Raw genomic sequence first — 14,917 nt, 5'->3', positions numbered from 1 at the left:
GAGAATCAGCCGACACTTTTTCCCGTTTTTGCCACAACGGACTCCACGCCACGCATCAGGGCATCGACGATGGCGGGCTCAGACGCAGAATGGCCCGCATCCCGGATGATCTGCAGCTCGGCTTGCGGCCATGCCTGACTGAGGGCAATGGCGTTCTCCAGCGGGCACACCATGTCATAGCGACCGTGCACGATAATGCCGGGGATGTCGGCGAGGCGCGCAGCATCCCTGACAATCTGGTCCGGCTCGAGAAAGGCATTGTTCATGAAGTAGTGGCATTCAATGCGGGCCAGCGCAATTGCCACGTGCGGGTGACCGAAATGCTCGACAACCCGGGGATTGGGGTGCAGGGTGGCGCATCGCCCCTCCCAGACCGACCACGCCTTGGCGGCCTGAATCTGCTCCAGCTCGTTGGCGCTGGTAAGACGGCGGTAATAAGCCGATACCATATCCGCGCGCTCATGCTCAGGAATGGGCGCTTCGAAATCCGCCCAGTAATCCGGAAACACGCGGCTGGCACCGTCCTGGTAGAACCACTGGATATCTCTCGGACGACAGAGGAAAATTCCCCTCAACACCAGCCCGAGGACACGCTCCGGATGCGTCTGGGCGTAGACCAGACTCAGTGTCGACCCCCAGCTGCCACCGAACAGCAGCCACTGGTCCACCCCGAGAAACGCGCGCACCGCTTCCATGTCTTCAATGAGTCGGTCAGTACTGTTGCCTTGCAGCTCCGCCAGCGGAGTCGACCGTCCCGCCCCTCGCTGATCCATGAGGATAATCCGGAACCGCTCAGCGTCGAAAAACCGGCGATGATAGTCCTCGCAGCCCCCACCCGGGCCACCGTGAACCACCAGCACTGGAATGCCGTCGGGATTGCCGCTTTCCTCCACGTACAGTTCGTGGGGCGGCTCCACGGCCAGCCGGTGCTGGGCGTTGGGCTTGAGTTCAGGGTACAGGGTGAGCATCGGACACTCCGACAAGAGAAAGAAAGGATTTTAACGGGAGTTTAGCCGATAGCTGCCGGAAAGGGACAATCACGCAGGCACCCATAAAAAAGGCCGGATGCTGAAAACATCCGGCCTTGTAGACACAGTGCAGACCTTACTTCTTGTTGGCCCGCTTGCGCTCGTTTTCGGTCAGGAGCTTTTTCCGGAGCCGGATCGATTTCGGGGTTACCTCGACCAGCTCATCGTCATCAATAAACTCCAGAGCCTGTTCCAGCGTGTACTTGATCGGGGGCACCAGGCCAATCACCTCATCCTTGCCAGAGGCACGCATGTTGTCGAGCTTCTTGGCCTTGGTGGGGTTAACAACCAGGTCGTTGTCGCGACTGTGAATGCCGCACAGCTGCCCTTCGTAGATTTCCTGGCCCGGCTCAAGGAACAGCTTGCCACGGCTCTGAAGGGTTTCCAGGGAATAAGTCAGCGCGGTACCCGTGGCCATGGAGACCAGCACACCGTTCTGGCGGCTGGTCACATCACCCACCTTGATCGGGCCATAGTGGCTGAAGGTAGAGGTCAGGATGCCGGTACCGGAGGTCATGGTCAGGAAGGTGTTCCGGAAACCGATCAGCCCGCGAGCGGGGATGGTGTAATCCAGCCGCATGCGGCCCTTGCCATCCGGTACCATGTTGGTCAGATCGCCCTTGCGCAGGCCCATCTGCTCCATCACGGCCCCCTGATGCTGCTCTTCAATGTCTACGATCACGTTTTCGTAGGGCTCCTGCTTGACGCCATCCACTTCCTTGATGACCACTTCAGGACGGCCCACGGCCAGTTCGAAGTTTTCGCGACGCATGTTTTCGATCAAAACAGACAGGTGCAGTTCGCCGCGACCGGACACCTTGAACTTGTCGGCGGAATCACCCTCTTCCACCCGCAGGGCCACGTTGTGCAGCAGCTCTTTCTCAAGACGTTCCTTGATGTTGCGGCTGGTCACGTACTTGCCTTCCTTGCCGGCGAACGGTGAATCGTTTACCTGGAAGGTCATGGACACCGTGGGCTCGTCCACGGTCAGGGCCGGCAGGGCTTCCACATTGGACGGATCGCACAGGGTATCGGAGATGAACAGCTCGTCCATACCGCTGACGCAGACGATGTCACCAGCCTGAGCTTCTTCCACCTCGACCCGTTGCAGGCCGAAATGGCCCATGATCTTGAGAATACGGCCGTTACGCTTCTTGCCGTTGGCGCCAATGGCCGTCACCGGGGAATTGGTCTTGATCTTGCCGCGCATGATACGCCCAATGCCGATCACACCCAGGAAGCTGCTGTAATCCAGCTGGGAAATCTGCATCTGGAAAGGGCCGTCCAGGTCCACGTTGGGGGCTGGCACGTGATCGACAATCGCCTGGAACACGGCGTCCATGTTGTCGTCGAGGTTTTCATGGTCGACGCCGGCAATACCGTTCAGGGCGCTGGCGTAAACGATCGGAAAGTCCAGCTGCTCATCGGTGGCACCCAGGTTATCGAACAGGTCAAACACCTGATCCACCACCCAGTCCGGGCGGGCACCCGGGCGGTCGATCTTGTTGACCACCACGATCGGCCGCAGGCCGGCCGCAAACGCCTTCTGGGTAACAAAGCGGGTCTGGGGCATGGGGCCGTCGATGGAATCCACCACCAGCAGCACGCAATCCACCATGCTCATCACCCGCTCAACCTCACCACCGAAGTCTGCGTGCCCCGGGGTATCGACAATGTTGATGTCGTAACCGTTCCACTTCAGGGCGGTGTTCTTTGCCAGAATGGTAATGCCCCGCTCTTTTTCCTGGTCGTTCGAGTCCATGACCCGTTCGCTCTCAAGTTCCTTGCGGTCAAGGGTGCCGGACTGGCGAAGCAGTTTGTCTACCAGAGTGGTTTTACCATGGTCGACGTGGGCGATGATGGCGATATTACGAAGTTTCTCAATCACAAAAAGTATCCTGCGGCATGCACTCAATGACCTGAGAAGGTCGTTCGCAGGGGAGGGCCCCGGCACATGCCGTCTCAAATCCGTAAAATGAATTCATTCGCCGGAACTGACTGCCCGGCGCCCTGCACGGAACTTTTCGATCCGGGATCAAAAAAAGGCAGGGTGAAAATGAAGCGGCGCGCAGTATATCGAAAAGTCTGTGTCGTTAATATGAAGAAAAACGCCTATTCTTTACCCAACTTGCCACGGCGCGCACCCCGCACTCTTTTGATGCATACAAACAATAAATGCACCATGTTAGTGCACTGATTTGGTGCGCCAGGCGTAACTGACTCTGGCTCGGCGCCGACGCCATGCCCCAAACCCTCGCAGTTGCGCTGTTCTGGAGCATGCCCCAAAAATTGGCAAGCACCTTGCTTTACCCAAATCAGCCGAAATTTGCAGGTAAGTGTCACTGGCATTTGCTAAGCTGCGCAAACCTGAGAAACCGATCGGAACCCGCAAGGGCGGGCGATCCGGCACCACGAACATGAATGCAGCCGCCTGTGCGGTATAACTAACGGAGCATGCACAATGTCCAAGACAGTTGATTTGATCAAAGAACACGAAGTCAAATGGGTTGATCTGCGCTTCACCGACAGCCGTGGTAAAGAGCAGCACGTAACTCTGCCCGCCACCGAAGTGGACGAGGACTTCTTCACCGACGGCAAGATGTTTGACGGCTCCTCCATCGCCGGTTGGAAAGGCATCAACGAATCCGACATGATCCTGATGCCGGATGACGAAACTTCCGTTCTGGATCCGTTCACCGAAGAAACGACTGTCAACATTACCTGTAACATTGTGGAGCCCTCCACCATGCAGGGTTATGAGCGTGATCCGCGCTCTGTTGCCCGTCGCGCCGAGGAATACCTGAAGTCCACCGGCATTGCCGATGGTGCCCTGTTCGGCCCTGAGCCTGAGTTCTTTGTATTCGACTCCGTTAAGTGGAACGTCGACATGCAAGGTGCCTCTTACCACATCCACTCCGAGGAAGCAGCCTGGGTATCCGGCGAAGACTTCGACCGCAACAACATCGGTCACCGTCCGGGCGTTAAAGGCGGTTACTTCCCGGTTCCGCCGGTTGACAGCCTGCACGACCTGCGTGGCGCGATGTGTGCCGCCATGGAATCCATGGGCCTGGAAATTGAAGTACACCACCACGAAGTGGGTACTGCCGGCCAGTGTGAAATCGGCGTTGGTGCCAACACCCTGACCCGCAAGGCCGACGAAGTACAGATTCTGAAGTACTGCGTGCACAACGTGGCACACGCCTACGGCAAGACAGCCACTTTCATGCCCAAGCCGGTGGTTGGTGACAACGGCTCCGGTATGCACGTGCACATGTCCCTGAGCAAGGACGGCAAGAACCTGTTTGCCGGCGACAGCTACGCTGGTCTGAGCGAAGCTGCCCTGTACTACATCGGCGGCGTCATCAAGCACGCCAAGGCTATCAACGCCTTCACCAACCCGGCCACCAACAGCTACAAGCGTCTGGTTCCCGGTTTCGAAGCTCCGGTTATGCTGGCCTACTCTGCCCGTAACCGCTCCGCTTCCATCCGAATCCCGTACGTGAGCAGCCCGAAGGCCCGTCGCATCGAGGTGCGCTTCCCGGATCCGTCCGCGAACCCGTACCTGGCGTTTGCCGCACTGATGATGGCCGGTCTGGACGGCATCCAGAACAAGATCCACCCTGGCGATGCCATGGACAAGGATCTGTACGACCTGCCGAAGGAAGAGGCCCTGAACATTCCGAAGGTTGCCGAGACTCTGTCCGAGGCCCTGGACTGCCTCGAAGCGGATCACGAGTTCCTGACCCGTGGCGGCGTGTTCACCGAAGACATGATCAAGGGCTACGTGGATCTGAAGCGTGGCGAAGTCGAGAAGCTGAACATGACCACTCACCCGGTCGAATTCCAGCTCTACTACTCCTGCTAAAACGCTCGCCGGAGCGTGTCTCCGGAGAGAACAGCAGATCGAAGCCCCGCCCTGTGCGGGGCTTTTTTGTGAGCTGCTCCACAGTGCCTGCCGCCCTTAACGATATGTAACGAACATCCGTGTGCCCGGCCGTTGAAATGGTTTAGTGCGCCGCCGATAATCGGGGAAACCCAATAGAAGGTGAGCGTATGTATCCCAAGTCTGGGCTGGTTGCCGGCCTCTTTGTTTTGTTGGCCACTCCCGTATTCGCCGAGGTCTATCGCAACGTCGATGCCTACGGCAACGTCACCTACTCCGACGAACCGTCCGAAGGCTCAGAGGCGGTCGAAGTCAAACCGGTCACCACAATTACCCTGCCGAAACCCCAGGTGGTTCAGGAAACCGACAAACTGCGGGAAGAGGTTCGAAGAGAGGGCGCCGCCTATGACAGCGTGTCCTTCAATTACCCTGAGAACAACCAGGCATTTTACAGCGGCAGCGGCGACATTCAGTTCGAAGTAACCAGCACGCCAGGCCTGCAGCCGGGCCACAAGTACGAAGTAACCCTGGATGGCCAGCCCGTTGGCCAGAGCAGCTCCGGATCGATTACCGTGAATAATGTGTTCCGGGGAACCCATGAGGCCCGGGTTCACATCGTTGACGAAAACGGCGTTCAGGTGAAAACCGGACCTGGCATTTCCTTCACCGTGCACCGGCCATCCGTCCTCAACTGATTCCGCCCCATCGGCTGCGCACTATTTTGGTGCGCGCGCACCAGAAAAAAGCCATACTCTGACCAGCAACGGGGCGCTCAGTCCGGGCTGGTCATTTCGCTTTGCCTTTCCTGCACCAGCTTTTGGCACATTTCAGCGCTGATGGGCTCCAATGCCCGCACTTCGCCCGTTCATTCGACCATCGACACCAATGTGGTTCGCTTTTTGCAAAACTCCGGAGGTCATCTCATGTCGAACCAACGGGATTCACGCATGGCTCTGCCCTCGGCCACTCCAGTCGGATACAAAAGCATTCTGGACAGCCTTACCACGGCTGTACTGGTGCTTGAGGACAATCTGAATATCCAGTACCTCAACCCGGCCGCCGAAAGCCTGTTTGAAACCAGCATGACCCGGAGCCATGGCCAGCCCTTCCGGGACATCCTGGTGGAATCTGAAGACGCCCTGAAGACCCTGCTTGCGGCGGTACGCAACGGACAGTCCTACACCCGTCGTGAGGCCGAATTCCTGCTCACCAGTGGCTCCCGCCTGACCGTCGACTACTCCGTCACACCCATCAGCCTCGAGCCTACCGAGCTGCTGATTGAAATCCAGCCCCGGGATCGCCTGATGCGCATCAGCCGCGAGGAAGACATCATTTCCCAGCAGGAGACCACCCGCATCCTGGTGCGTGGCATGGCCCACGAGATCAAGAACCCGCTTGGCGGTATCCGCGGCGCCGCCCAACTTCTGGACCGGGAACTGAACAGCGAGGACCAGCGCGAGTATACCCGGGTCATCATTGATGAGGCCGACCGCCTCAGAAGCCTTGTCGACCGCATGCTGGGCCCCAATAAAGCCCTGAAGCTGGCGCCCACCAACATTCACGAAGTACTGGAGCGGGTGGGCACCCTTCTTGAAGCCGAGAGCAAGGGCCGTCTGCATTTCAGCCGAGACTACGACCCCAGCATTCCCGAATTCCGGGGCGACAAGGAGCAACTGATCCAGGCGTTTCTGAACATCGCCCGTAATGCCATGGAGGCCGCGTTCGAGAACCAGGCCGGCCACACAGCCAGCGAACCGCCCACCATCACGTTCCGAACCCGGACGCTGCGCCAGTTCACCATCGGCCATCGCCGACACAAGCTGGTGTGCCGGGTGGATGTCATTGATAACGGACCGGGCATCCCGCCGGATCTACTGCAAAACATTTTCTATCCGATGATCAGCGGCCGGGCCAGCGGCACCGGCCTGGGCCTGTCCATTACCCAGAGCATCATCGGACAACACCACGGACTGGTTGAATGCGAGAGCGAACCGGGCCGAACCGACTTCATCATCTTCCTGCCCCTGGAGGACACCCCATGAGCCAACCGGCAAACGTCTGGATCATTGACGACGATCGCAGTATTCGCTGGGTGCTGGAGCGCGCCCTGAACCAGGCCGGTATGCAGCCCCGCGTTTTTGACAGCGGAGAAAGCATCATGATGCGGCTCGAGCACGAGCAGCCCGATGCCATTGTCAGCGACATCCGGATGCCGGGCGTGGACGGCATTACCCTGCTGTCCCAGATCGTGGACGTGCACCCGGATGTGCCAGTCATCATCATGACCGCCCATTCCGACCTGGAAAGCGCGGTGACCAGTTACCAGACCGGCGCTTTCGAATACCTGCCCAAACCCTTTGATGTCGACGATGCCGTTGCTCTGGTCAAACGGGCCGTGGCTCACAGCCACGAGAAACGGGCCAGTGGCGAGCCCCAGACGGAGAGTGCCCAGCGCAGCGCCGAAATCATCGGCGAGGCACCGGCCATGCAGGAGGTCTTCCGGGCCATCGGCCGGCTTTCTCACTCCAACATCACGGTGCTGATCAACGGCGAGAGCGGTACCGGCAAGGAGCTGGTGGCCCAGGCGCTGCACAACCACAGTCCCAGGGCGAGTCATCCGTTCATTGCCCTGAACATGGCCGCCATTCCCAAGGACCTGATTGAATCCGAACTCTTCGGCCACGAAAAAGGCGCCTTCACCGGCGCCGGCGCTGCGCGACAGGGACGGTTCGAGCAGGCCAACGGCGGCACCCTGTTCCTGGACGAGATCGGCGACATGCCCGCCGATACCCAGACCCGGCTGCTGCGCGTGCTGGCCGATGGCGAGTTTTACCGGGTAGGCGGCACCACCCCCATCAAAGTGGATGTCAGGATTATTGCCGCCACGCACCAGGACCTTGAAAAACTGGTTCAGGCCGGCAACTTTCGGGAAGACCTGTTCCACCGCCTGAACGTCATCCGGGTGCATCTGCCCAGGTTGGCCGAGCGTCGGGAAGACATCCCACGCCTGATGCAGCATTTCCTGAAGCGGGCGGCCAAGGAACTGGCCGTAGAGCCAAAGATCCTGCGTGAAGAGGCCGAAGAGTACCTGACTACCCTGCCCTGGCCCGGCAATGTTCGCCAACTGGAGAACACCTGCCGCTGGCTGACGGTGATGGCCAGCGGCCGCGAGATTCACATAGATGATCTGCCGCCCGAACTGTTGCACCAGGCGGAGACGCCCACCACCGGCACGACCTGGCAGGAGGGTCTGAAGAACTGGGCCGAGCAGGAGCTGAAGCGGGGCAAGCGAGGCATCCTTGATACCGCCGTACCGGAATTCGAGAAGATCATGATTGAGACCGCCCTCAAGCACACCGGCGGTCGTCGCCGGGATGCGTCCATCCTGCTCGGCTGGGGACGGAACACCCTGACCCGCAAGATCAACGAACTGGGCATGGATCATCCAGAGCACGAAGAAGATTGACGATTGGCGAACCGCCGGGGTTCGCGAACGCTTCAGGGCAGGACGGCAGTCCTGCCCTTTTTTATGGCTCCTGCCAGTAAATCACCCGGTCGTGGCCACGGAACACGCCGAAGGTGGCCAAACCCACCGGGTTGTCGAGCGTACCATCGCCATCCTCGTCGTCGCGCAGCCATTGCTCGACGGCCCAGACCAGGGTGTCCGTTCCCTGGGTTCCATTTGGCTGCAGGATCAGCGGCCCTGCGGAGCCCGCCGTGAATTTGCCTGAGTCGGTGACCAGCGTGTGATGGTTGGCGGTGTTGCTGATATCAGCGGTGCTCCAGTCGGTACAGCTGTCGGCCGTGTTCACAGCGAAGCGGGCACCGTCCCAATATTCCACCCGAAAAGGCATCTCCAGCGCCTCAATATTTTCTGGGCCGTAGACATTCTCCATCACCAGGCGACCGTAATACATCTCAAACGCTGCCAACGGCGTAAAGGGATAGGACGGCTGCTCGGCGTTTACCCCGTCACTGTCAGTTATGTTGTCAACCGAGAACGGCAGTTCGGGGAAAAACGGGGCGATGCGGGCCGCAGCCGATTTTGGGTAGTCAAAGCTGTCGCCCAGATCGTAGGTGTAGGTCATCAAACCCGGTTCGGTCACGGTCAGTGCGCCGGTAGACACAGCGGACGTCACCGCCATGGCATTCCCAGCCTGGTCAGTCGCCAAGGCATCCTGGCCAGGAAAACTCCTGACCACACCCGCCGCGGCTAGCCGCTGGAACCCGGGCGCCGTGTAGTTTCGCGTGCGGGTGCCGGCCACGGAGAGCGGCTCGATGGTGAGGCTGGGCGTGGCCAGATACCCGAAACTCTGGCCGATGTAGGTGAACGGGGCGCCCGTACTGCAAACAGGGCCTACTTCTCCAGGATCCACCGCAACGGAAAACCGATCCGGATAAAAGCGGCCCGTTGGCTGACTCCTGCCTCCGTCGGGGGTCAGGCCAAGGTAGGAGCCGGCCGTTGGCGTGGCAGAGAATTCGAAAACACCCACTTCAGAAACCCGCGCCCGAACCGTTTCGGTGGCGCTTGCCGAGCGGGTGTGGGTGTAACTGACCGGATCGAACACGCCATCGGCGCCCCCCGCCGGTGCCTGCACCGAAGACGTCAGGGGTATATCCAGCAGGCGGAAATTCGGGGTTACCGGGTTGCCCTGGCAGAGGTCGGCGTCGGTATCACTCTGCCAGCCAACGGCCGTAATCGACAGGTCGAATTCCTCGTCCGCCCGCACGAACGTCGGGCAGGTGCTATCCCCGGCGGCACACTCGCCGCCGGTGCGCACGCAAAGCCCGGCAGGCCGGCTAGTAAACAGGTCCGCCCCGGGCATCACCAGCCCGTCGTCATCGGTAGCAGCCGAGCCAACATAGCGGGCATCCAGTTGCATCAGGCCAGCATCGGGATAAGTCACCTCAATCTCAGCGATGCCGCCCGGGCCGAAATCCAGGTCAACCACCGAAGGATTGGCGGAATCACCGCTGATATCTGACCCATTGATCGCAGCCGGACGGCTCACGGGGCGTCCGTTTGGCCCCGGGTCAGAGTAGGTCGACCAGAAACGCACGGGGCGAGTAACGTTCTCAAACGCCGGTACGCACGCCTGGCTTTGCTCGTCCTGCCGGACGGCCCGGACCTCGACCGGACCGGACGGCCGATGGGAAATCAGATCCGGGACATCAAAAGCGAGGCCAGACTCGAAGAACTCGAGCTGGCACTGGTTCGAGGCGAGCGTACCGCTGCCGTTGTCACAGAGGGTGACGGACTGGGGACGGGTCGAAGGCTGCGAACCCACCACATCCAGGGTGACCACACCGCCACTGGTGTTCTGGAGCGTGGCCTGGCCAACGCCACCGGAAAAGCTGATCTGGTTGCCGCCTTTCCAGCCGCTGGCCGGTGCCAGGGTAGCCGTCACCGGATCGGTGAACAGGCCGTCAGGCGCCTCACAGTCCTCGTTGGCACAGGCCCGGATGGTCACGGTTTCGGGTTGGCAGGTCAGGGCAACACCGTCGTGGACAATTTCGAAATGATCGACCTGAGCGCCGACCGGGTTCAGCTTGAGCGCACAGAGTTCCACGTTATCCAGTTCGTGAATGTTGGTGGAACCGCCGGTGGAGCCGGTCAGCGACAGCAGGAAGTTCTCTGGCACAGCGGCCTGCCCTGGTTCGTTCAGCACGTTGAACGGCGCAATCAGCTGCTGGAACCCCGAGCCGGTGTCTCGCTCCACGGAAACGATGGCCTCGCCGGCGGTCCGGGAATCAACAGTGATGCGATACCGGTGAGGGTTGTTTTGTCCTGTGGCATCAATACCCGGGTTCAGACGCCCGGTTCCGTCCAGGTAGCGATAACCACTGTTGCCTGATCCCGACCCGCGAATGGCAACGGAATCCTGGATTCTGCCCGGCCCCCCCTGTCGACCTTCGGTAGCCGCCGAGAAGTTACCATACTCATCAATGCCGATACCCAACCAGCCGCCGGCAAAGCCGGCGTCACCATTGTTGCGCTGAGCATAACCCAGGGAGCCGCCAAAACTGCCGGGCCGTGGGGTGACCCCGGCATCCGAGAGAACTACCGCAATTCCATCTGCCCCGTTACCACCATAGGCGTAGTAGTCGAACTGCAGGATCACCAGGTTTTCGGCACCCGGAATTTCCCGTTGCAATGTGGCGGCAGTGGACTGGTTGGATCGCGCTTCCGTCATCCGAAGACGTCCATTGATCTCGGTGGGCGTGAAGCTGCCGCTGGCAACAGACGTGACCCAGTCTTCCGGGGCCAGACCGTTTGCGGAATAGTCGTCGTCAAAACAGGTCAGGGCTTGCGGATCCAGAACAATCACGACGATGGAATCGCGCTGGTCTTCGATCCATCCTGTCCTGCAATCGCCAAATCGGTAATTTCGGCAGTACTCGGAAATAAACTCGACAGTATAAGTGCCCGGGGAACCGTAGCTGACCGTTCGGCCAAAAGCTGGAATGGAGCAGGGGCTGGTTCCAAAGATCTGCTGCTCGGGGTCGCCTGCGTTCACCCAGTTATCCCGCCAGACGCCGTTATTACCCTGCACGTTTTCGCAACCCGTTGCCGTCACCTCGAGGTAGACCGTGTCGCCCACATTCACGGTTACCGGACCATCCGGATCGTTGTTCGCGGAAAGCACGATCTCCGCGCTCGCAACGGAGCCAAGGAGTAACCACAACAGGAAAAAAACAGCCAATCGCCAAATCATCGAACTCGCACCTCAACTGCCCGGTTCGCCTGGTCCGGCCCCGCGCCGCACTGGCCCTGGCTTACGATGGTATACACCGTATCGCCGCCCGACCCACCGATGTCTTCCGTTACCGACTCACAGCTGACCACAGCACGACACCCGGACAGGCCTGGCGTGCTGAAAGCCACCGGACTGCTGATGGCGGCACAGCTTGACGCCTCCAGAGCCTCACGAACCGCTACCTGGGCACCGCTCTCGGCCGCAAAGAACGCGCGCTGCGACTGGATCTGCAGGCTGACCGACTCCCCGCTGGACTGCTGCAGCTGCGCCATGCCAATCACCAGCAGCGCCAGCACCGTGATGATGAACAGGGCGATGGGCAGGCCCGCGCCGCCCTGTTGTTTCAAGCTGGACACTTCAGGGCACATTACGAACCTGAACCTCTTGAGTGATCGCTGTGGTTTCACCGGATTCCGGATCCGCGAGCTCGAAACTGAACGACACCACGGCACCCCGCTGGAGACTGGGCGGCGTCACTTCGAATTCCAGGGAACCCGGCACCAGATTGGCCGCCATGACTTCACGGCCCGGATAGCTCGACGGTAATCCCGAAGCAGGCGAGGCATTGATGCCGTAGCCGCTGTAGCGATACAGGAACGCGCCCGCCTGGCAGACTGCCTCGGGCCCGGAGACCACATAGAACCGGCGCTCCGGTGACTGCTGGGAGAATCGGTGGGTGGCTCCGCCGTCAAAGGTCACCGTTATCGGCGAGGGTCCGGCAGGTACCGTGGCCGGCGGCGATATCGGCCCGGGATCCGTGGGGTTGTAGACATTCGAGCCGTAGCCATAAATCACCACCCGCCCGGCTGCAGAACGCCCCCCTGCCAGAGGCACCGCCTCGAAGGAATCGGGCGTAGGCCCGGACGGCCGGTTGAGGTAGTTTGATGCCGCCACAATCGGCATCCACTCCAGGCAGCTTCCGCCGGAACCCGTGCGCAAGGAGGTGGGCAAGGCCGCCCGCACGGCCCGACTGATCTGTTCACTGATGACAACGCCGGCCAGAGCCCGTTGCTGGCGGGCGCCCACATCGATGGCGCCGCGGGTGGACAGGGTGACGAACTGCACGGAAATGGTCGCCACAGTGGCCAGCAGAACGATGACCATCACCAGCTCCACGAGGGTAAAACCGCCCGCCCGCTTCATCAGAAATTGGCCCTGTAGGCTGAGAATACAAAGGACTGATTGCCCGGTGCCTCTATCGACAGTTCGATACGCTTGGCTTCGGAGGCCGGAAGGCCCACATCGCCCCCGGCGCAGACGACCGTGACGGACACCGTGAAACCGCTATAGCCACTCAACGAGGCACCGGTGGCCGTGGCGGGCGGACCGCTGAGATCGTCGTAATCGTCCACGTCATCAAAATCGCTTCGCGTCGACTCGCCTGGCTCAGTACCAATGGTGCAGGCACCAGAGTATCTGGGTACGCCTCCCTGAGGGGTCTTATCGTCGTACTTCTGGGTAATGATCTCATCCATGTACAGCTGGGCCAGTTTCACCGCCCGGGTCTGGTTGAGTGGGTCGGCGCTTCGCCCGGCGATCAGCGAAAAGGCGCCCACCACACCGGCAATCGCGACGCTGATGATCACGATGGTGATCACCAGCTCCACCAGCGTAGCACCGCCCTGTGCCCGGCTCATGGCTGGCAGCTCCCGGCATACACAGCGCCCAGAGAACTGAGACAGGTGGTAAAGGTGCTGTCTCCGGTAAAGGTAAGCTGCAGGTTCGAACCGGATGCGGGCGCGCCTCTGGCATCGAAAGAAAGAGTCAAAGGCAAACCGCCAGCTACCGAGAGACTGGTGCCCTCCCGGGCAATGGCAAAGGTTCGGGGATTGGCACTGCCGCCACCGACCACGAACCGGAACTCGTCTGAGCCCTGTTCAATGGTCAAGGTGTTGGCAGCATTACCCGCCAGCGCTGCCTGTTGGGCAAGCAGTGTGGCCGAGGCCAATTGCTGATTGGCCAGGAGGGGCGAGAAGGCCGACCCGCTGGCAAACAGCCCAATACCCAGGGCGGAGAGCACTCCGATCAGGATAATGACCATCACCAGCTCGACCAGGGTGAACCCCGATTCTCGCGGGGCGTTTACCTTTTTCATGCCCCCTCCAGAATTACCAGATGTAGGTCGGATTAGCGGAGCGTAATCCGACTCTGCAACGTTCGGCCTCGATTGTGGGTTTACGCCTAGCTAATCCAAGCTACTGAACAGTTAGTTGCACGTAGTTGTGCCAGCATACGCGGGCGGCGTCAGCGTTCCGGCGGCGAATGAAGCTTCTGTGTACGTGATGGTGCAATCGGTATCAAGTGTGACCGTAGTAACTCCTCCGGAATGAGTCACAGTGCCAGCATCAATCTGCGCCGCGGATTCAATACCCGTGGCTGTTCCGTCTGGATAACCATACGCAGTGGTAATGCTTACACCCTCAATGGAAACTGAACTTGAATCAGACGCCTCATCACACGCGGAGTCTGCCAAACATTTCGCTCGAGTAATTCCAGCTGCAGATTTCATCGCACCGATTACGCCTGCTCTCGCTGCCTTCTCAGCGTCCCCACCGAAATCCGCAAACCTTGGCAACGCAAACGCCGCCAGAATCCCCAGAATCACGATCACCATCACCAGTTCGATGAGGGTGAAACCTTTCTCTTTTCTCACTGCCATTGCTGTCATTGCGCTCATAGTGCTACTCCGTCGTTGTTGCCAGTTGGCTTTCAGTTTTATCAGTTGATGTTGGTTATGATTTCACCGGTGTCGGCATCGTAGGTAATGTCAGAGCCCTGGCCGTCCGGTTGATAGGTAAAGACGCAATCCCCGGCATCAATGGAAACCAGGTAGTCCGGCGTGCCCGAGGCCGCCACCGTAGGTGCATTCGATTGCAACACGCCCAGCCATACCTCCTGACACTTGGTAGCGGTCATGGTTGCCGAGGTATCGTCGGAGGCAACCGACGTTGGCCAGCCTTCGTCGTTCACATCCACGTTGTCATTGCCAAAGCCAACAATGTTGGTCTGGGCGGTGGTGAATCCGTTGGACACCCACTGGGTCTTGGCCAGAGCTACCCCCGCTGCCAGCGCTCCGGCTGTCGCCCGAATGCTTGACTGGTGCGCCTGCTCCGACAACTGGGCAAACCGCGGCAGGGCGAAGGCGGCCAGGATCGCCAGTATGGCAATCACCACCACCAGTTCGATCAGCGTAAAGCCCCGCTGTTTCTTTGTTCTGCTCTCCCGCTTCATGGGTCGTCCTCGTCTCG

Annotated in this window: 13 protein-coding genes; 4 read left to right on the top strand and 9 right to left on the bottom strand. The window is 60.0% G+C overall.

The features are described 5' to 3' along the window. Window positions 1-5: 5 nt before the first annotated feature. Together pip and typA are read right to left on the bottom strand one after the other, a co-directional pair. Complete coding sequence (gene pip, locus BM344_RS16320; protein WP_091992247.1) at window positions 6-968, bottom strand: prolyl aminopeptidase; 963 nt, start codon at window positions 966-968, stop codon at window positions 6-8. A 136-nt stretch (window positions 969-1,104) separates the two neighbouring features. After that, window positions 1,105-2,916, bottom strand: a complete 1,812-nt coding sequence (typA, locus tag BM344_RS16315) for a translational GTPase TypA (RefSeq protein WP_091992246.1) — start codon at window positions 2,914-2,916, stop codon at window positions 1,105-1,107. A gap of 573 nt (window positions 2,917-3,489) precedes the next feature. Here typA and glnA point away from each other — a divergent pair. The 4 genes from glnA (at window position 3,490) to ntrC (ending at window position 8,377) form a co-directional block, all read left to right on the top strand. Beyond that, window positions 3,490-4,893, top strand: a complete 1,404-nt coding sequence (glnA, locus tag BM344_RS16310; RefSeq protein WP_091992245.1) for a glutamate--ammonia ligase — start codon at window positions 3,490-3,492, stop codon at window positions 4,891-4,893. 188 nt (window positions 4,894-5,081) lie between these two features. After that, window positions 5,082-5,606: a DUF4124 domain-containing protein gene (locus tag BM344_RS16305; protein WP_091992244.1), complete on the top strand. Its 525-nt coding sequence runs from the start codon at window positions 5,082-5,084 to the stop codon at window positions 5,604-5,606. 252 nt (window positions 5,607-5,858) lie between these two features. Beyond that, window positions 5,859-6,953, top strand: a complete 1,095-nt coding sequence (gene glnL / locus BM344_RS16300; protein ID WP_091992346.1) for a nitrogen regulation protein NR(II) — start codon at window positions 5,859-5,861, stop codon at window positions 6,951-6,953. Next, window positions 6,950-8,377 carry a nitrogen regulation protein NR(I) gene (gene ntrC / locus BM344_RS16295; RefSeq protein ID WP_091992243.1) on the top strand — a complete coding sequence of 476 codons (1,428 nt, stop codon included), beginning with the start codon at window positions 6,950-6,952 and terminating at the stop codon, window positions 8,375-8,377. Before glnL ends, ntrC begins: the two co-directional genes overlap by 4 nt. A 61-nt stretch (window positions 8,378-8,438) precedes the next feature. On the opposite strand, the gene BM344_RS16290 is transcribed toward ntrC, so the two are convergent. The 7 genes from BM344_RS16290 to BM344_RS16260 all read right to left on the bottom strand — a co-directional run bounded on the left by BM344_RS16290 (window position 8,439) and on the right by BM344_RS16260 (window position 14,900). Continuing rightward, a complete protein-coding gene (locus BM344_RS16290; protein ID WP_139229657.1) occupies window positions 8,439-11,558 on the bottom strand; it encodes a DUF6701 domain-containing protein in 3,120 nt (1,039 codons plus the stop codon). Window positions 11,559-11,623: 65 nt separating this feature from the next. Next, window positions 11,624-12,025, bottom strand: a complete 402-nt coding sequence (locus tag BM344_RS16285; protein ID WP_228143668.1) for a hypothetical protein — start codon at window positions 12,023-12,025, stop codon at window positions 11,624-11,626. 1 nt (window position 12,026) lies between these two features. Beyond that, window positions 12,027-12,812 (bottom strand): PulJ/GspJ family protein, encoded by a 786-nt coding sequence (locus tag BM344_RS16280; protein WP_091992240.1) that lies wholly within the window; start codon window positions 12,810-12,812, stop codon window positions 12,027-12,029. Further along, window positions 12,812-13,306, bottom strand: coding sequence for a type IV pilus modification PilV family protein (locus tag BM344_RS16275; protein WP_091992239.1), 495 nt, complete (start codon window positions 13,304-13,306; stop codon window positions 12,812-12,814). Before BM344_RS16275 ends, BM344_RS16280 begins: the two co-directional genes overlap by 1 nt. Beyond that, window positions 13,303-13,764: a type II secretion system protein gene (locus BM344_RS16270; RefSeq protein WP_091992238.1), complete on the bottom strand. Its 462-nt coding sequence runs from the start codon at window positions 13,762-13,764 to the stop codon at window positions 13,303-13,305. Before BM344_RS16270 ends, BM344_RS16275 begins: the two co-directional genes overlap by 4 nt. A 111-nt stretch (window positions 13,765-13,875) precedes the next feature. Next, entirely contained in the window at window positions 13,876-14,346 is a 471-nt protein-coding gene (locus tag BM344_RS17755; RefSeq protein ID WP_322853420.1) for a type II secretion system protein, read from the bottom strand. 41 nt (window positions 14,347-14,387) lie between these two features. Continuing rightward, on the bottom strand, window positions 14,388-14,900 hold the full coding sequence (locus tag BM344_RS16260) for a type II secretion system protein (RefSeq protein ID WP_091992237.1): 513 nt from the start codon (window positions 14,898-14,900) through the stop codon (window positions 14,388-14,390). Between the last annotated feature and the right edge of the window lie 17 nt (window positions 14,901-14,917).

It is taken from the genome of Marinobacter gudaonensis (genome assembly GCF_900115175.1).
In the GTDB taxonomy this organism is placed as follows: Bacteria; Pseudomonadota; Gammaproteobacteria; order Pseudomonadales; family Oleiphilaceae; genus Marinobacter; species Marinobacter gudaonensis.
This window is presented reverse-complemented; position numbering and strand designations above follow the sequence as displayed.

Bases quoted from the DNA above. Each gene is read 5' to 3' on its own strand.
- BM344_RS16280 (WP_091992240.1), bottom strand. From the start codon at position 12,812: ATGAAGCGGGCGGGCGGTTTTACCCTCGTGGAGCTGGTGATGGTCATC.
- BM344_RS17755 (WP_322853420.1), bottom strand. From the start codon at position 14,346: ATGAGCGCAATGACAGCAATGGCAGTGAGAAAAGAGAAAGGTTTCACC.
- ntrC (WP_091992243.1), top strand. From the start codon at position 6,950: ATGAGCCAACCGGCAAACGTCTGGATCATTGACGACGATCGCAGTATT.
- glnL (WP_091992346.1), top strand. From the start codon at position 5,859: ATGGCTCTGCCCTCGGCCACTCCAGTCGGATACAAAAGCATTCTGGAC.
- BM344_RS16275 (WP_091992239.1), bottom strand. From the start codon at position 13,306: ATGAGCCGGGCACAGGGCGGTGCTACGCTGGTGGAGCTGGTGATCACC.
- glnA (WP_091992245.1), top strand. From the start codon at position 3,490: ATGTCCAAGACAGTTGATTTGATCAAAGAACACGAAGTCAAATGGGTT.
- pip (WP_091992247.1), bottom strand. From the start codon at position 968: ATGCTCACCCTGTACCCTGAACTCAAGCCCAACGCCCAGCACCGGCTG.
- BM344_RS16260 (WP_091992237.1), bottom strand. From the start codon at position 14,900: ATGAAGCGGGAGAGCAGAACAAAGAAACAGCGGGGCTTTACGCTGATC.
- BM344_RS16305 (WP_091992244.1), top strand. From the start codon at position 5,082: ATGTATCCCAAGTCTGGGCTGGTTGCCGGCCTCTTTGTTTTGTTGGCC.
- BM344_RS16270 (WP_091992238.1), bottom strand. From the start codon at position 13,764: ATGAAAAAGGTAAACGCCCCGCGAGAATCGGGGTTCACCCTGGTCGAG.